The organism is Moorella glycerini, from assembly GCF_009735625.1.
Classification (GTDB): Bacteria; Bacillota; DSM-521; order Neomoorellales; family Neomoorellaceae; genus Neomoorella; species Neomoorella glycerini.
Window position 1 is genome coordinate 3,081,658 of sequence record NZ_CP046244.1, and the last position, 17,485, is coordinate 3,099,142.

A 17,485-nucleotide genomic window follows, 5' to 3' on the forward strand; every position below is an offset into this window, starting at 1 on the left:
TATGAAGAAAATTGAAGCCATTATCCGCTCCTCCCGCCTGGAAGCAGTGAAGGAAGCCCTGGGGAAATACAATATCCATGGCATGACGGTAACCCATGTCCTGGGTTGTGGTCTCCAGCGGGGCCAGACGGAGTATTACCGCGGTAATCTCTATACCATTAACCTGTTACCCAAGGTCAAGCTGGAAATTATCAGCCTGGATAACCGGGTGGAGGAAATCGTCGCGATTATTTGCCGGGAGGCCCGTACCGGTGAAATCAGCGACGGCAAGATTTTTATCTACCCGGTAGAGACTGCCATCCGCATCCGTACCGGTGAGCAAGGGGATGAGGCAATATAAGTTGTAAAAAGGGCGACGAGGGTTAACCACGCCGCCCTTTTTATTTTCTTATCAACCCGGCAGGCAGATCTTCTGGCCCACCTGGAGATTGTAGGGATCTATATGGGGATTTAGTTCCAGCAACTTTTCTACCGTCGTCCCGGTGGCCCGGGCAATGCTGTACAGGGTGTCGCCGGGGGCCACCTCCCAGTAAACGCCTGAAGGACAGGGCGGTTCGGGGGGCAGGCAGAGCACCTGGCCAACCTGCAGGTTGTAGGGATCAACACCCGGATTCAAGCGCAGCAGTTCGTCTACCGTGGTTCCAATCCGTAAGGCTATTAGATAAAGGGTATCCCCCGGCTCCACCCGCCAGTAACGGCCGGAAGGGCAGGGTACTTGAAACAAGCCCACGCCTAATCACCCCTTGCAGGTTTTCTTCCTGCATCTTATGCGCGGGCTCTGAAAAAAGGTACCGGGGTTTATTCTTTATCCAGGCCGAAACGGCTGTGGAGGGCCTGCATGGCGCAGGCCAGGTATTCCTCGTCGATAATACAGGAAACCTTGATCTCGGAGGTACTGATCATATGAATATTAATCCCTTCCTCCGCCAGGCAGGCAAACATGTCGGCCGCCACGCCGGGATTGGTGATCATGCCGGCGCCGACAATTGACACCTTGGCCACCTTATCGTTATAGGTTACCCTGCTGGCCCCGATTTCGGCCCTTACCCTGTCGGTAACCTCCACGGCCTTGCGGAGGTCATCGCGTCCTACCGTAAAGGCTATATCGTTTATCCCATCCCGCATGGCGCTCTGGACGATCATATCGACATTAATGCTTTCCCTGGCCAGGGCCACAAAGAGGGCCTTGGCTATCCCCGGCCGGTCGGGAACATCATGGAGGGCTATCCTGGCTACGTTACGGTCACCGGCTACGCCGCTGACCACCATTTTCTTTTCCACTTCCGTCACCTCTTTCACCAGGGTTCCTTCATTGTCGTTAAAGCTGGAGCGCACCTCTAACACTACATGATTTAACTTGCCGAACTCCACCGAGCGGGGCTGCAACACCTGGGCGCCCAGGCTCGCCAGCTCCAGCATTTCGTCGTAGGAAATAACAGGTAGTTTCCTGGCTGCCGGAACTATACGGGGATCGGCGGTATAAACGCCGTCCACGTCGGTAAAAATCTGGCAAACATCCGCTTTCAGGGCGGCAGCTACGGCTACGGCCGTCGTGTCCGACCCTCCCCGGCCCAGGGTGGTGATCTCGTTGTCGCAGGTCATGCCCTGGAAACCGGCCACAATGACGATTTTGCCCTGGGCCAATTCCCGGCGCAGGCGGTCACAGCTCACTTCCAGGATACGGGCTTTGGTGTGGACATTGTCAGTGAGAATGCCCACCTGGGGACCCGTCAGGGAAATGACCGGTTCCCCCAGTTCATGGATGGCCATGGCCAGCAAGGCAATGGATGTCTGCTCCCCGGTGGCCAGGAGCATGTCCATCTCCCGGGCCGGGGGGTTGGGACTGATCTCGTGGGCCATGGCGATCAGGTCGTCGGTCATATCTCCCGGGGCCGAGACAATGACCACTACCTCATTGCCCGCCCGGCGGGTGTTAACCACCCGGCGGGCGACATTTTTGACCCGTTCGGGCCCATTAACGGAAGTCCCGCCGTATTTTTGAACTATAAGTGCCATAAAGAACCTCCTCTACTGGCAGTCAGCGGCAGGAAGTCTGAAGCCGGAATTCCCGTTGCACCTGGCGATAACTAAATTACCCGGGCACCGTGGCGGCACGGTGCCAGTTCCTTGACGGTACAGGCCACCCCGTGGCGGGCAAAGGCTGCTGCCATGGCCGGTCCTACCTCAGGCTTACGGCCACGGCAAAAGGCAATTACCGATGGCCCGGAACCGCTTAAAGCAACCGCAAGTGCCCCGGCCTCCCGGGCGGCGCCAAAAACCTCATTCATTCCCGGCACCAGGGGTAGGCGGTAGGGCTGGTGCAGTTTATCTTCCATCATTTTTCCCATTAACTCCAGGTCACCGGCCTGGACGGCGGCCAGGAGGAGACCCACCCGGCTGAGGTTAAAGACGGCATCGCTCAAAGCCACCCTGGCCGGCAGGACACCCCGGGATACCCTGGTGGACAGGGTAAACTGGGGAATGGCTACCACGGTTATTAACCCTGCCGGTGGTTCCAGGCGGCGACAGTAGACCTTATCCCCGTCCCTGGCGGCTACCACCAGGCCGCCTAAAATGGCCGGGGCAACATTATCGGGGTGCCCTTCCAGATCCGCAGCCAGGTTTACCAGTTCGTCCTGGCTTAATGGTTCACCCAGAAGGGCATTGGCCCCGACCAACCCTCCAGCCAGGGCCGCCGCGCTGGAGCCCAGGCCCCGGGCAACAGGAATGCTATTATACATGGCTATTTTCAAATTAACCGCCGGACGCCCGGCCCGGGCAAAGACGGCCAGGGCGGCCCGGTAAGCGATATTTTCCGGTCCCCGGGGTATGGTTGCTTCGCCTTCACCGGTCACGGTAATCTCCAGGGCAGGAGCTGCTTCGATTAGCAGTTCATCGTAAAGGTCCAGGGCCATCCCCAGGGTGTCAAACCCCGGCCCCAGGTTGGCGGTAGTAGCCGGCACCCTTACCAGTGGCATAACTTATCCAACCTTCATTTCGCCATCTCCAGGGCAGACCCTTTAAGCTGCCCTGCTCTTTGATATGGCTGTTTGCTTACAATACCATTTCTAATACCCTGGCTTCCTCAGGCGGCAGGGATATGGGCTCGGCCACCTGCTTGATGGCTATATTAGGATCCTTCAGCCCGTGACCGGTCAGGACGCAGACGACCCGGTCGCCGGGGTGGAAATAACCCTTTTTAACATACTTGATTACCCCGGCCAGGGAAGCGGCCGAAGCCGGCTCGGCAAAGATGCCTTCGGCCGTAGCCAGCAGGCGCTGGGCCGCCAGGATTTCTTCATCGCTGACACAGTCAATAAAGCCCCCGGATTCTTTCGCCGCCCGGACGGCCGGCTGCCAGCTGGCCGGGTTACCAATGCGGATAGCCGTGGCCACCGTTTCCGGGTTGGGCACCACTTCGCCGCGCACTATCGGGGCCGCGCCTTCGGCCTGGAAGCCAATCATCTTTGGCAAATAATGGCTGCGACTGGCCTGGTAATACTCGTTAAAACCTTTCCAGTAAGCGGTAATATTGCCGGCGTTGCCTACGGGTATGGCCAGGTAATCCGGCGCCTCGCCAAGCCAATCACAAACCTCAAAGGCGGCCGTTTTCTGGCCTTCAATGCGGAAAGGGTTAAGAGAATTGACCAAGGTAATAGGATGTTTGGCCGTAATCCGGCGTACCAGGTCCAGGGCGTCGTCGAAATTACCCTGGATGGCAATTACCCTGGCGCCATAAAAAAGGGCCTGGGCCAGTTTCCCCAGGGCGATGTTGCCTTCCGGGATAAGAACGCTGCACTTTAAGCCACAACGGGCGGCATAGGCAGCAGCCGAAGCCGACGTATTGCCCGTTGAGGCACACATAATGGCCTTCGACCCGGCCTCCATGGCTTTGGCCACCGCCATGACCATGCCCCGGTCCTTAAAGGAACCGGTGGGGTTAAGCCCTTCATACTTGAAATAGAGTTTTATACCCAGCTCCCGGGAAAGATTCCCGGCGGCTATCAGGGGGGTGTTGCCCTCCTGTAAAGTAATCAAGGGAGTTGCCTCCGTCACCGGCAGGAACTCCCGGTAAGCGCGAATAACTCCCGGCCAGCTCAACCACCTTCTCCTCCTTCTACTCGCACCACACAGGCTATTTCTTTAACAACCGGCAAACCGGTTAAGATGCGCAGGGCATCCTGCAGGTTTTGCTCCCGGACACGGTGGGTAATGAGGACCAGTTCGGCCAGTTCCCCCAGCATGCGCTCCTGGATGACCGAAGCCAAGCTGACTTCCCGCTCGCCAAAGACGCCGGCAATACTGGCCAGCACCCCCGGCCGGTCGACAACTATCAACCGTAAGTAATACTTAGTAATAATGGCTCCCATGGGTTTCAGGGGTTTATCATAAAAACAGGTACAGGATATGCGGCCGCGGGTCTGGTGCTGGATGTTGCGGGCTGCTTCCATAATATCGCCCACCACGGCGCTGGCCGTAGGCATGGAACCGGCACCCCGGCCGTAAAACATGGTTTCCCCTACGGCATCGCCTTCCACGAAAATGGCATTAAAAACATCGCTGACTGCCGCCAGGGGATGGTTTAAGGGTACCAGGGCCGGGTGGACCCGTACTTCTATTCCTTCTTCGTCCTCCCGGGCAATTCCTAAGAGCTTGACGGCATAACCCAGGTCGGCAGCGTAACTAATGTCCTGGGCCGTGAGATTGCTGATTCCCTCCCGGTAAACGTCCGGGTAAGTAATGCGGGTACCAAAGGCGATGGAAGCCAGGATGGCCATTTTACGGGCGGCATCCTCACCTTCAATGTCGGCAGCAGGATCAGCTTCGGCATAACCCAGGGACTGGGCTTCCTGGAGGACTTCTGCAAAATCCCGCCCTTCCCGGCTCATCTTGGTGAGGATATAATTGGTGGTCCCGTTGACGATGCCCATGACCTGGCGGATACGGTTACCGGCCAGGCATTCCTTCAAGGGGCGGATAATGGGAATACCCCCACCCACACTGGCCTCAAAGAAAAGGTCAACCCCGCTGGCCTCAGCGGCATCAAAAAGCTCCTTGCCGTAAAGGGCGAGGAGATCCTTGTTGGCCGTTACCACGCTTTTACCCCGGCTGATAGCCTTGAGGATGTATTCCCGGGCCGCGCCGGTACCCCCCATCACTTCGACTATAATGGGAATATCCGGGTCAGCCAGGATCGTATCCGGCTCGGTAGTAAGCAAGTCGGGACTAACTTCTACCTGGCGGGATCGATGCCTATCCCGTACCAGGATGCGACTGACTTTTAGAGGCCGGCCCAGCTTCTGGGCGATGGCGGCACCGTTCTGCTGCAGCAGCCGGACCACGCCGCTGCCCACGGTCCCCAGGCCCAGGAGGCCGATATTTATTGGTCCTGACACACCCTCACACTCCTCGTACCTTTCAATTTTACCTTATCCCTCCCTGTTGGGCAATACTTTTTTATCCAGACAGGTCGGGGCGTAACTCAGCCAGGTAAGGTTTAATAATAGCTTCCAGCTGTTTAAATTCAATAAGAAAAGCGTCATGACCATAGGGAGAATTGAGTTCCCGGTACCGGGCGCGGCCACCGCCGGCCTTAATTAACCGGACAATCTCTTTCACCTGGTAGGGTGGGAAGAGAAAGTCACTGGCTATACCTATCCCCAGGCAGGAGCAGGGAAAATCCTGCCATACTTCGGCATAATTTCCCCGCCGGTGACTGACATCATGGAGATCAATAGCTTTGGTCAGGTAGAGATAGGCATTGGCGTCAAAACGCTGGACCAGCTTTCTTCCCTGGTAAGCCAGGTAGCTTTCCACTTCAAACTGGCCCTCGAGCCGGTAGTATTTTCCCGGGTCCACCACGGTCCGGCCGAATTTCATGGTCCAGGAAGGGTCACTCTTATAAGTAATGGTCCCGATCCGCCGGGCCAGGGCCAGTCCCCGCCGGGGACCCGGGGTACCGTAATAATCGCCGCCCTGCCAGTCCGGGTCGGCGTAGATGGCTTCGCGCTGGACATTGTTGAAGGCTATTTGCATGGGGGTGGTCCGGCCGCCGGTGGCAATGGGAATAATGGCGCCGACCATTTCCGGGTAAAGGAAGCCCCATTCCAGCACCTGCATGCCGCCCATGGAACCGCCGATGGCCGCTACCAGGTGCCTGACGCCCAGGTAATCCAGCAGTATTTTCTGGGCCCGCACCATGTCGCGAATGGTAATTATTGGGAAATCCAGGCCATAGGACCTGCCGCTGGCCGGGTTTATGCTGGCCGGTCCTGTAGTCCCATAACAGCTGCCCAGGACATTGGCGCAGACCACGAAATAACGCCGGGTGTCCAGGGCCCTGCCCGGCCCCACCAGGGGGTCCCACCAGCCGGGCAGCCGGTCGTCCGGGGAATGGCGGCCGGCAATATGGGCGCTGCCGGTAAGGGCATGGAGGACCAGGATGGCGTTATCCCCGGCAGCATTCAACTCGCCATAGGTTTCATAGGCTATGGTAAGGGGGCCTAAACGGGCCCCGCTTTCTAGCTGCAGGCTTCCCGGCCAGTGGTAAAACCGGGTGGCAACAATACCGACATCGCCCATACTATAACCTGCTCCTGCTCAGGGCCTGGTCCAGGTCGGCAATGAGGTCGTCGACATCCTCCAGGCCGATGGAGAGACGGACCAGGTCCTCGGTTACGCCGGAAGCCAGCTGTTCCTCCGCCGTCAACTGCTGGTGGGTAGTGCTGGCCGGGTGGATGACCAGCGAACGGGCGTCACCGACATTGGCCAGGAGGGAAAACAGCTCCAGGCTATTGATAAATTTTTTCCCAGCTTCCCTGCCGCCTTTAATGCCAAAGGTCAAGATCGCCCCTGCTCCCCGGGGCAGGTACTTTTGTGCCCGTTCATAAGAAGGATGGGTGGGCAGGCCGGGGTAACTCACCCAGGCTACGGCCGGATGTCCTGCCAGCCAGCGGGCAACCTGCAGGGCATTCTGGACGTGGCGCTCCATACGTAAGGGCAGGGTTTCCAGACCCTGGAGGAAAAGGAAGGCATTGAACGGGCTCAAAGCCGGTCCCAGGTCGCGCAGGAGTTGTACCCGGGCCTTGAAAATATAGGCTGCCGGGCCAAAGGCTTTCAGATAACTGAGGCCGTGATAGCTGGGATCCGGCTCCACCAGGCCGGGAAATTTGCCGTTATCCCAGTTGAATTTACCGGAGTCGACAATGACCCCGCCGATGGAGGTACCGTGGCCGCCGATAAACTTGGTGGCCGAATGGACCACAATATCGGCTCCGAAGGCAAAGGGCTGGCATAAATACGGCGTGGCAAAGGTATTATCAACGATTAAAGGTATACCAGCAGCGTGGGCGATGGTCGCGATGGCTTCCAGGTCCGGCACATCCAGTTTGGGGTTACCGATGATCTCTACATACAGGGCCCGGGTGTTATCATTAATGGCGGACCGGAAATTTGCCGGGTCGGCACTATCGACAAAACGGACCTTGAGGCCGAATTTGGGCAGGGTAGAGTTAAACAGGGTGAAGGTCCCCCCGTAAAGGCTGGTGGAAGCCACAATTTCCTGCCCGGCGGTGGCAATATTGGCCACAGCCAGGGTGATCGCCGCCTGGCCGGATGCCGTGGCCAGGGCGCCAACACCACCTTCCAGGGCAGCCATCCTTTTTTCGAAAACTTCGGTGGTGGGGTTCATCATGCGTGTGTAAATGTTACCGGGTTCACTTAAGGCAAAGAGGGCCGCCGCATGGTCGGCATCCCGGAAAACGTAGGAAGTGGTCTGGTAAATGGGTACGGCACGCGCTCCTGTAGCCGGGTCGGGTTCCTGGCCGGCGTGCACCGCCAGGGTGGCAAAATGATACTGCTGCTTGGACATAGGTAATTCCCCTCTCTTTTATAATTAGCCGGCTGCGGGGGAATAAAAAAGCCTCTCCGATAAGAAGAGGCAGGAGCTTGCTTACCCCCCTTATCTCTCAGGGCAAATGCCCTGCAGGAATTGGCACCTGTCGCCCCCGGAAAACCGGGATAGCGGGTTGCCGGGCTTCATCGGGCCAGTCCCTCCACCACTCTTGATAAGAGTTTTTACTTCCTGTATTCAATTAAGCCAGCTTGATATAAACTATAAACCCTGTTGCAACTGGTGTCAAGGGCATTTTCATTTTCCCGGGTTATATTTTCCTGGGACGGAAGAACCCAAAGACCATTTAGATTAAATTATATTTAAGCGGGGCCTCCGGCCCCTCTCCACTTTCTCGCCGCTTCCACTCCGTTTTTTGAACTATTGTAAAGTAAAGTAATACTAAATCTCTCCTTATCCCTGGCGCCAGGCGGCAACAACCTGCTCCTCGACGTCTTCCAGGTGCCGTAACATGGCTGCCGCAGCCTCATCGCCATTACGGTTGATTAAAGCTTTTACTATCTCATAGTGTTCATCAACCGAGCGTTCGCCGCGGCCGGGAATGGCCAGGCTGCGCGAGCGGCTGTCGGCCAGGAGATCGAGCATGCTGTGCATCAAGCGCACCAGGACGGTATTGCCGGTGGCCTGGGCCAGGCGGTAATGGAAATTGCTGTCATGCCCGGCCAGGAGGGAGAGGCGGCCGCTGCGCAGGCGTCCCAGCTGTTCCCTGGTGGTGGTAACCATGCCGGCCAGTTCCTGGATATCAGCCTGGCTGGCCCTTTCTGCCACCCAGCGGGCCGCCTGGGGCTCCAGGACTTTACGCACTTCAAATAAATGCAAAACGGTATCCCTGTTCACCGGCAGGTGGCTGGCAAACTGCTTTAAGTATTCATCGGGATCCTGCTCGCTGATAAAGGCCCCCTGGCCGTGACGGATGCTTACCAGGCCCTCGGCAGCCAGCATTTTTAAGGCTTCCCGGACGGAAGTCCGGCTCACCCCCAGCATTTCCGCCAGTTCCCGCTCGGCGGGCAGGCGGTCGCCAGGCTTCATCCGCCCCTCGAAGATGCTCTTTTTGATTTCATCTACCACCCGGTGATAAACGCTTTTGGGATTGCGGTTAATGGGCTGGAAAAGTTTTTCCGTTGAATTATCGCTCAATGGTTATCGCTCCTGTACCTGGGACAAGTGGTCTTACCTCTATAAATTGTACCATAGCCCGGGGTAGCAGTAAATATCCAGTTGCCCGGCTTCTAAACCAGGTTTAACTAACTTGTACGTCCAAGTATTTACTGCTAGAATGGATAGAGATAACTGGTGGATGGGATGAAAGCCTGCTTAAGGAGATGGCTTGCGTGTGTTTTCTTTGCTGATTAAGGGCGGCACGGTGGTTGATGGTACCGGTCGCCCTCCTTTTCGGGCCGATGTAGGTTTGCAAGGAGCAAAGATTGCCGCCCTGGGCCGGTTGGATGGCACACCCGCCGGGAAGGTCATTGACGCTGCCGGCCTGGTAGTTGCCCCCGGCTTTATTGATTTTCACAGCCACGCTGACGCCGAACTCCTACGGGACCCGGAGGCCCGGGCCAAGCTGGTCCAGGGAGTCACCACCGAGGTCATCGGCAATTGCGGCATGTCCCTCGTTCCCGGCCACCAGGAGAGTCTGCCCCTGCTGGCCGCCTATGCCGGCCCGGTACTGGGAGAGATTCCACCCGGTTTCCATGCTGCCGGGGTAAAAGATTACTTATCCCATCTAACCCGCCAGGGCATGGCTGTTAATGTAGCTACCTTCGCCGGTCACGGTTCTATCCGCCTGGCGGTCATGGGTATGGCCGACCGCCAGGCCGGTAAGGCGGAGATGGACTTCATGGCGGCCCTTCTCGAACAGGCCATGAAGGAAGGGGCCATGGGTCTGTCCAGCGGTCTACTCTACCCGCCGGGATGCTATGCCCCGACAGAGGAGCTAATCGCCCTCTGCCGGGTAGCCCGCCGGTACGGGGGCATTTATGTCAGCCACATCCGTAACGAATCGGACGGTGTCCTGGAGGCTATTGAGGAAGCCCTGGAAATCGGCCGGGAGGCCGGCATTCCCGTCCATATCTCTCACCTTAAAGCCTGCGGTCCCTGTAACTGGCCGAAAATACCCCGGGCCCTGGCCCTGCTGGCGGCAGCCCGGGAGCAAGGGCAGGACGTCACCTGGGACGCCTACCCCTACATCGCCGGTTCGACTACAGCCGCCTCCCTCCTACCCCCCTGGGCCGTTGCCGGGGGTGCGGCCGCCCTCAGGGAACGCCTGGAATCTCCGGATACCCGCCGGGAAATAAAAAAGGCCTGGCAGGAAGGCCTGCCGGGCTGGGATAATATGGTCAAATCCTTAGGCTATGATCGGTTGGTAATCAACGCAGTATCCCACAGGGAGAATGCGGATTGCGTAGGTCTAACCCTGGCCGAGATTGGCGCCAGGCGCCGTTGCGATCCGGCTGACGCCCTCCTGGACCTGCTGTGGACCGAAGGCGGCAGCCTGGCCATCGAAACCTATCACGCCTGCGAGGAAACCCTGGACATGATTCTGCGCCACCCGGTGACGACCATCGGCAGCGATGGCATCTATTCCGGCGACCAGACTCATCCCCGCCTGTACGGCACCTTTGTGCGGGTTCTGGGCCGCTATGTGCGGGAACGCCGGCTCCTTACCCTGGAAGAGGCCGTGGCCAAAATGACATCCCGTCCGGCGGCCAGGCTCGGCCTGCGGGGGCGGGGGCGGGTAACTACGGGCTTTTATGCCGACCTGGTCCTCTTCGACCCGGAGACTGTCGCCGACCGGGCCACATTCCAGGAACCGGCCCAGACGCCGGCCGGTATCGCGGCGGTTATCGTTAACGGCCGGGTGGCCTACCAGGACGGCCGGTTTACCGGTGAACTGGCGGGATTTACTCTAACTAGCAGTAACACTGCTGGTGCTTATGTTTAATACCTATAACCCACACCGTATCGTTGTCTATATCAAGCATCTACTTTTGCGGGAGAGGACCGCTTTTTCTATATCCTCTCGATAATTGACTACCATGTTGGGTTGGCCTGTGAAGCCAGAGATGCCGTCTTTACCCTCAAGGAAGCCCTATGGTGACGGCGATTAAAATGGTTATCAAGGTACCAATTTAAAGCGCCAGAAAATCTGGAAATACTTGTTTGAGTTGTTGATATAATCGATTATAAATCATAAAAGCCTTATCATAAATTTCTTTATATCTTTTATCTGGCCTACATACTTTGCCTTCTAGGGCAGTAGCCTTTTTTACCCCCTCTTGATAATCCTTATAAATCCCAGCAGCTATTCCTCCCAGCATAGCAGCTCCCAGTACAGCAGTTTCATGATAGCTAACGGCCAGGATTTCTTTACCAGTAATATCGGCTCGTAGTTGCGCCCAAATGTCATTTTTAACACCTTTTCCAACTACTTTAATTCTGTCGATGGGTTTGCCCAGTATTTTTTCGGCAATGGCTAAATTCTGGCGTAAGCCATAGCACCCGGCTTCCAGCACCGCCCGGATCAGGTCGGACCTGGTAGTGGCCAGATTTAAGCCAACGAAAGCGCCGCGGGCCAGTGGGTCCCAGATGGGGCTACGCTCCCCTGATAAGTAGGGCAAAAAGATAACTCCCCCGGCACCTGGCCTGGATTGGGCCGCCTCGCTACACAGGATATCATAGGCATCCTGGCCGCTGGCCTCCGCTACATATTTCTCTACCTGACCAAGCTGGTCCCTTACCCAGCGGAAAGCCGCCCCCGGCGTCGACATGGCCCCCATGTTCAGCCAGCGGCCAGGGACAACGTGGCAGCGGTTGAGAAAGCGGTCATCAAACTTGGGGTCGTCAGTACACAAGGATAAAACATCGGAAGTCCCCGCCGTTTCAAAAATCTGTCCCGTTTCCGTTACCCCCAGGGCCAGGCCGGAGCAGGCCGTATCTGCCCCGCCCATAGCTACAGGGATGCCCTCCGGCAGGTCAAGGGCTGTTGCAGCCTCGGAGCGCAAAGAGCCCAGCTTCTCGGTTGAAGGTATAATTGGTGGCAGCTTGTGCATAGAAAGCTCATAAGCCCGGCATAATTCATGGGACCAGTCGAGTTTCGTCCCGGTGGTAAACAGGCCGGTAAGGGAAGCATTGGAGGGGTCGATACCCGTTTTCCCCGTTAACAGCAGTCCCAGGTAGGTGTTACCGTGGCCGAAAAAGGCTGTACTTTTATAAACCTCCGGTTCATGTTTCTTTAACCATAACATGGAAGTAGCAGAAATAGTCCCGGCAGCTATGCGGTTGCCGGTAAGGCGCACCGCTTCCGGCATGGCAACCTGCTGCTCCATCCACCCGGCTTGCTCCCGGGAACGGGTATCCATATACAAAATTGCTGGCCGCAGGACCTGCCCTTTAGCGTCAAAGGCAATCAGCGCCGGGCACATGGTGCTTAAACCCACGGCGGCAATCTGTTCCTTCCTGATCCCATTTTTAGTATAGAGGGCATGGATAACCGTGGCTATTTTTTCCAGCCACTGCCGTGGCCAGACCTCGGCCCAGCCGGGTTGAGGGTAATCAATAGAAATCGCCTCACACTGGAATCCGCGTAAAAGCCCTTCTGGCGTAAAGGTAGCAACTTTGACGCTGCTACCTCCCACATCTATGCCCAGTAAAAGGCTGTCTTCCTGCCTTACCATGGTAATCACCGCTTTAGTTTAATCAAGGCCGGCCAGAAAAATGCTTTTCCTGGCCGGGTTAAGATACTTTTCCCTAGCAGGTGGCTGCTTCCAGAATCTGCATGGCTTCTGCTGGCGTCCCATTGCCGTGAATTATCGCCTTCAGGGCCTGGACCATGGCGGTGGGGTCGGCATATTGCCAGACATTGCGGCCGTAGGTTACCCCGGCTGCCCCGGCCTGGATGGCGTCCCGTGTGGTAGCAAAGAGGTCTTCCGGGTTATCCATCTTGGGCCCGCCGGCTACTACTACTTTCGCCGGGCAGGCTTCCACTACTTTAGCGAATGTCTCCATGGAACCTGTATACCAGGTCTTGACGACATCGACACCCAATTCTGCCCCTAGCCGGGCGCAGTAAGCAATGGTTTCCGGCAAATAACGTTGGTCGTCGGCAATTAACGGACCGGCCGGGTAGATATGGGCGATAACAGGCAGGCCGGCGCTGGCCGCTTCTTTCGTTAAGAGACCCAGGTGACGCAACATTTCCGGCTGGCGCTCTTCACCCAGGATAACTCCCATGGAGATGGCATCAGCCCCTAGCCGAATGGCCTCTTCCACATCGGCGTACCAGGCATCATAGGTCTTATGGTAAGGAGAAAAGCCGGTTGATTTCATAATCAGACTTACCTTACCGGCGTGAGGAGGAAAAAATTTTTCCGCAATGCCCTTGTTCAGGGTCACGGCATCGACGCCGCCGGCTACAACTGCGGCAATCTTTTCTCCTACCTTTTCGATGCCGGGCAATACGCCCCGGTTAACACCGTGATCGAAGGCTACTGTAAACAGACGGCCCGACTGCTGGTTAAACAACCTGGCCAGGCGGACCTCTTTACCTAAAAACGGCATACAAAACTACCTCCCTGATTGTGATGGATAAATTACTACCTTCTCTCCTTCGCCGGCGAAGGCTACGGCAAAGGCTTGGTCGGCCTCCCTTAAAGGAAAACGGTGGGAAATTAAAGATGAGGCGGCAATTTTGCCGGTTACAATTAAATTTAGGGCCTCGTAGAAATCCTGCCGCGTAGAGGCGCTGGTACCGCTAAGCCTTAGCTCGTTGTAATGAATCAGGTTAGCATCTATACTGCTGGTTGCCCCTTCCGGCATACCGGCAAAGAAATTGAGGTGGCCGCCTTTACGCAGGAGGCGCAAAGTATCATTTACCAGGGCCGGGACCCCGATAGCCAGGATGACTATGTCGGCACCCAGGCCGTTAGTGCAATTTTTAACGATCTCCAGCAGATTTTCCCGCCCGGGATCGATGACCACGTCAGCCCCTGCTGCCAGGGCCCGTTCCCGCCGGTTGGGTAATAATTCGCTGACTATGATTTGCGCCGCCCCGGCCGCCCTGGCCAGCATGATGTGCATCAGTCCGATCGGCCCGGCACCGATAATGACCACATTAGAGTTTAGCCTTACTCTGGCTTTGCGCTGCCCGTTCAAGCAGCAGGAGAGGGGTTCCGCCAGGGCCGCCGCTTCCAGGGGCACACCAGGGTCTATTTTTACTATGTTGCCGGCATCCAGGACTACCGCGGGGATACAAACCAGTTCCGCAAAACCACCGTTAAATTCATAGCCAATGGCCACCCGGTTTAAGCAGACATTCTCCTGCCCGTTAACGCAATAAGCGCAGTTGCGGCAGGGGATGATAGGGGCAACAGCCACATGATCCCCGGGGGCAAAATTTGTAACCCCCTCGCCGACATCTACTACGGTGCCGGCAAATTCGTGGCCTATAATGGAAGGGTAATGCACCCCCCTTGTTTTGGTACCCTTGACAATACGTAAATCAGTACCGCAAATGGCGCAGGCTTCGACTTTAACCAGTAGCTCGCCGGCACCAATTATAGGGTCATTCACATGTTCCACACGCAGGTCGTTGGGACCGTGTAAAACAGCTGCCAACAATTGGGGTCACTCCTCTGCTGCGATTTAAGCTACCATGCATTGCTTTAGCGTAATACCATTTCTTGGGCCACCTCCACCAGTATTGCCATCCGTTCGGCCGTGGTTTCCGGGGCCATTCCCCCGGCCGTTGACAGCCAGAGGCCGCCGCCGGGACCGGCTGTACGGATTATTTCTCTGCACTTCTGGCGCAGCTCTTCTTCTGGCGCCTGGATCAGTTCTTTAATGGGATGGATATTGCCCATAACGCATTTCCCCATGACCTTCTTGGTGGCTACCAGGTCATGGGCAGCGCCTACATGAACGACGTTGGCCGGGATCTCCCGCACCAGGTCCATTAAATGGGGATAATTATTTTCATTGTGGTAGACCTTGATCTCAGCGTCGCCGACAAAGGCAAATACCTCGTAGAGATAAGGGTGAACAAATTCGGCGTACATCTGGTGGGAAAGCATCCCCGGAAAATGATCCCACAGGCAGAGGCGTTTAGCCGGGCCGACAATCTCCATCTGGGCCGCCAGGTAGGATTTAATAAAATTCGTTACCTTGCGTAAAAGCTGGTGCACCAGTTCGGGATAATCGAACATGGCAAAGGAGATCTTATCATAGCCGACCATCAGGGCGGCTATTTCTCCCGGTCCGCCACAGAAGAGGTGCCCATCCAGGAAACCATGTTTTTGCCTGGGTTCTGCCGGAACGTTTTTTAAGAAATAGCGCAGGTAAGCCAGTACCTGGGAGGTATAATCCGCTTGGCGGGGGTCCGGTACCTGCAGTTTCTCGACTTTCCTGATGTCCTCCAGGGCCGGCTGGCGGACCTGGGGAGGAGCAGTGGCCGGAAATTCGATCTGCGCTCCCAGGGCGCCCAGCTCCGGGATCGTCCCCAGGTCCGGCCACAAGCCGGGCACCGTAAAGACATCCGGGAAACGCTCATAGAAATACATCTGGGCATTCAGCATTTTATCGGGGTCGGCGTAATACTCGTTATCGGGTATGCCGGCAAAGGGGGCATAGGTCTGGCCGACAACCCAGAGGACGACGGGTACGTGGGCAGCTTCTTCGAAGTTAATTGCTTTTAGCGCAGCCTGGTAACTGTTCAAAGCGAAACACCTCGTTTAACGCATCAATGATGGTACCCACAGGACTAGCTGCGGTATAAAGGCCGCCAGGAGCAGGGTGGCGAAGCATACAGCTAAAAACGGTAACAGGAAACGGCAGGTTTCGGCGAAGGAGCATTTAGCAATGGCCGTGGTAATGTACAGGATAACGGCTACCGGCGGTGTTAAGCCCGCGAAGACTAAAGCGATGGAAACCACGACGCCGAAATGGACCGGGTCAAAGCCGAGTTGCGCCGCCACCGGAAAGAGTACCGGTACCAGCAAGATAGCCGAGGCGACGGTTTCAACCAGCATACCCACCGCGATAACAAAGGCTAACAGCAGGAGATACACTACATAGCGGTTGCTGCTGATAGCGGTAAAAAAGCCGACAACGTGTTCGGAAAAACGCTCTGAGGCCAGGAGCCAGGAGGCTACCGATGCCGCGCCGACGATAATCAGGATGACCGCGGAAGAAAGACCGGCGCGCAGCAGGATGTGGGGCACATCTTTAAATTTAATATCCCGGTAGATAAAAAGCCCAACAATGAAGGCGTAAACAACGGCCACCGCTCCAGCCTCAGTAGGAGTAAAGATGCCAAAGACGATGCCCCCCAGGATAATTAAAGGTAAAATCAGTGCCCAACCTGCTTCTATGCTTGCCTTGAAAACACGCTTTAGTGAAAAGGCATGTTCGGCACCCAGGCCGTTTTTCAGGGCATAGAGGTAGGCTACCAGGGCCAGTCCGGTCGCCATAATCAGGCCAGGGACAAGACCGCCCATAAAAAGGGAGGCGATGGAAAGGCCGGTAATGGAGCCGTAAATAATCATGACGATGCTCGGGGGGATTATGGGCCCCAGGGAACCTGCTGCTGCCTGCAGGGAAGCGGCAAAGCCAGGCCGATACCCCTTTTTAATCATGGGCGGGATCATTATCGAACCGATAGCCGCCGTATCCGCAGCCGCCGATCCCGATATGCCGGCAAAAATAGTGCTGGCTACCACGTCGACTATCCCCAGGCCGCCCCGCAAATGACCGACGACAGCTGTCGCGAAATTCACCAGCCTGCGGGACATGGTGCCGGTGCTCATTACTTCCCCGGCCAGGATAAAGAAGGGAATTGCCATCAAGGAGAAGGAATCAATATTCACCATCATGCGCTGGGGGATAACTGTCAGCGGCAGGTGGCCATTACTCAATAAGGCTGCCAGGCTACCCAGCCCAAGGGAAAAGGCCACCGGAACACCGATAAAGATTAGTGCTAAAGCTACGGTAATAATTATAGGCGTCAACTTTTATACACCTCCTCCCGGGTAACTGGTGCTAACAGGTTGCGTAAGCCTTGCAGGCAACCGTCCAGGGCAAACCAGGTTAAAAAGAGACTGCCTAAGGGAATGGCCAGGTACACATAACCCATAGGGATCCGCATGGCTGGAGATGGCTGGTTCATGGCGATGCTTGTCAGCTTAAAGCCATAATTCACCAGAGTTATGGCGAAAATGGCTACGCACAGTTCGATGATTGCTTCCGTGAAAATTTTTATTTTACCCGGGAGGCGATTAAAGATTATATCCACGCCCATATGCATTTTCCTGACCAGGGCTACCGGGGCTGCCATAAACACCACCCATATGAAGAGATACCGGGTGAGTTCCTCCGACCAGGTAAGCGAATTGTTTAAGACATAGCGGAATATTACTTGGAGGAAGGCGGAGGCAATGGCAGTACCCACGCAGATTATAATCAGGTACTCCAGAACCTTAATAACGAAATGCTTTAACTGGTTATATAGTTTGGCCATAATTTATTCTCCCGATTTTATTATTTTTTCGGGTTGTCAGGGGGTTACGGTAATAACCCCCT

The 17,485-nt window shown here is 56.2% G+C and carries 16 protein-coding genes and 1 riboswitch; of the genes, 2 read left to right on the forward strand and 14 right to left on the reverse strand.

Features of this window, described 5'->3' with window-relative positions; all coding sequences use genetic code 11:
* The first annotated feature begins 1 nt into the window (after nucleotide 1).
* Entirely contained in the window at nucleotides 2-340 is a 339-nt protein-coding gene (locus tag MGLY_RS15420) for a P-II family nitrogen regulator (protein WP_156275315.1), read from the forward strand.
* Between the two features lie 51 nt (nucleotides 341-391).
* Here the strand turns inward: MGLY_RS15420 and MGLY_RS15425 are convergent, their stop codons facing one another.
* The 8 genes from MGLY_RS15425 to MGLY_RS15460 form a co-directional block, all read right to left on the reverse strand.
* A complete protein-coding gene (locus tag MGLY_RS15425) occupies nucleotides 392-730 on the reverse strand; it encodes a LysM peptidoglycan-binding domain-containing protein (RefSeq protein WP_156275317.1) in 339 nt (112 codons plus the stop codon).
* Nucleotides 731-798: 68 nt separating this feature from the next.
* On the reverse strand, nucleotides 799-2,016 hold the full coding sequence (locus tag MGLY_RS15430; RefSeq protein ID WP_156275319.1) for an aspartate kinase: 1,218 nt from the start codon (nucleotides 2,014-2,016) through the stop codon (nucleotides 799-801).
* A 71-nt stretch (nucleotides 2,017-2,087) separates the two neighbouring features.
* Nucleotides 2,088-2,978 (reverse strand): homoserine kinase, encoded by an 891-nt coding sequence (gene thrB / locus MGLY_RS15435; protein WP_156275321.1) that lies wholly within the window; start codon nucleotides 2,976-2,978, stop codon nucleotides 2,088-2,090.
* A gap of 76 nt (nucleotides 2,979-3,054) precedes the next feature.
* Nucleotides 3,055-4,101, reverse strand: a complete 1,047-nt coding sequence (thrC, locus tag MGLY_RS15440; protein ID WP_156275323.1) for a threonine synthase — start codon at nucleotides 4,099-4,101, stop codon at nucleotides 3,055-3,057.
* On the reverse strand, nucleotides 4,098-5,396 hold the full coding sequence (locus MGLY_RS15445) for a homoserine dehydrogenase (protein ID WP_156275325.1): 1,299 nt from the start codon (nucleotides 5,394-5,396) through the stop codon (nucleotides 4,098-4,100). Before MGLY_RS15445 ends, thrC begins: the two co-directional genes overlap by 4 nt.
* A 61-nt stretch (nucleotides 5,397-5,457) precedes the next feature.
* Entirely contained in the window at nucleotides 5,458-6,582 is a 1,125-nt protein-coding gene (metX, locus tag MGLY_RS15450) for a homoserine O-acetyltransferase MetX (RefSeq protein ID WP_156275327.1), read from the reverse strand.
* A gap of 1 nt (nucleotide 6,583) precedes the next feature.
* Nucleotides 6,584-7,870 carry a homocysteine synthase gene (locus MGLY_RS15455; protein WP_156275329.1) on the reverse strand — a complete coding sequence of 429 codons (1,287 nt, stop codon included), beginning with the start codon at nucleotides 7,868-7,870 and terminating at the stop codon, nucleotides 6,584-6,586.
* Nucleotides 7,871-7,957: 87 nt separating this feature from the next.
* Nucleotides 7,958-8,073: riboswitch (SAM riboswitch) on the reverse strand.
* 232 nt (nucleotides 8,074-8,305) lie between these two features.
* Entirely contained in the window at nucleotides 8,306-9,049 is a 744-nt protein-coding gene (locus MGLY_RS15460) for a FadR/GntR family transcriptional regulator (protein ID WP_156275331.1), read from the reverse strand.
* Nucleotides 9,050-9,245: 196 nt separating this feature from the next.
* Between MGLY_RS15460 and MGLY_RS15465 the strand changes: the two genes are divergently transcribed.
* Nucleotides 9,246-10,856, forward strand: a complete 1,611-nt coding sequence (locus MGLY_RS15465; protein ID WP_156275333.1) for an N-acyl-D-amino-acid deacylase family protein — start codon at nucleotides 9,246-9,248, stop codon at nucleotides 10,854-10,856.
* A 187-nt stretch (nucleotides 10,857-11,043) separates the two neighbouring features.
* Here MGLY_RS15465 and MGLY_RS15470 read toward each other — a convergent pair whose 3' ends face one another.
* From MGLY_RS15470 to MGLY_RS15495, 6 genes are all read right to left on the reverse strand, one after another.
* Nucleotides 11,044-12,588, reverse strand: a complete 1,545-nt coding sequence (locus MGLY_RS15470) for a xylulokinase (protein WP_156275335.1) — start codon at nucleotides 12,586-12,588, stop codon at nucleotides 11,044-11,046.
* A 73-nt stretch (nucleotides 12,589-12,661) separates the two neighbouring features.
* Nucleotides 12,662-13,471 (reverse strand): class I fructose-bisphosphate aldolase, encoded by an 810-nt coding sequence (locus MGLY_RS15475; protein WP_156275337.1) that lies wholly within the window; start codon nucleotides 13,469-13,471, stop codon nucleotides 12,662-12,664.
* Nucleotides 13,472-13,477: 6 nt separating this feature from the next.
* Nucleotides 13,478-14,530 carry a zinc-dependent dehydrogenase gene (locus tag MGLY_RS15480; RefSeq protein WP_156275339.1) on the reverse strand — a complete coding sequence of 351 codons (1,053 nt, stop codon included), beginning with the start codon at nucleotides 14,528-14,530 and terminating at the stop codon, nucleotides 13,478-13,480.
* A 44-nt stretch (nucleotides 14,531-14,574) separates the two neighbouring features.
* Nucleotides 14,575-15,624, reverse strand: coding sequence for a uroporphyrinogen decarboxylase family protein (locus MGLY_RS15485; protein ID WP_156275341.1), 1,050 nt, complete (start codon nucleotides 15,622-15,624; stop codon nucleotides 14,575-14,577).
* Between the two features lie 15 nt (nucleotides 15,625-15,639).
* Complete coding sequence (locus MGLY_RS15490) at nucleotides 15,640-16,914, reverse strand: TRAP transporter large permease (RefSeq protein ID WP_156275343.1); 1,275 nt, start codon at nucleotides 16,912-16,914, stop codon at nucleotides 15,640-15,642.
* Nucleotides 16,911-17,423: a TRAP transporter small permease gene (locus tag MGLY_RS15495; RefSeq protein ID WP_156275345.1), complete on the reverse strand. Its 513-nt coding sequence runs from the start codon at nucleotides 17,421-17,423 to the stop codon at nucleotides 16,911-16,913. Before MGLY_RS15495 ends, MGLY_RS15490 begins: the two co-directional genes overlap by 4 nt.
* Nucleotides 17,424-17,485 lie beyond the last annotated feature (62 nt).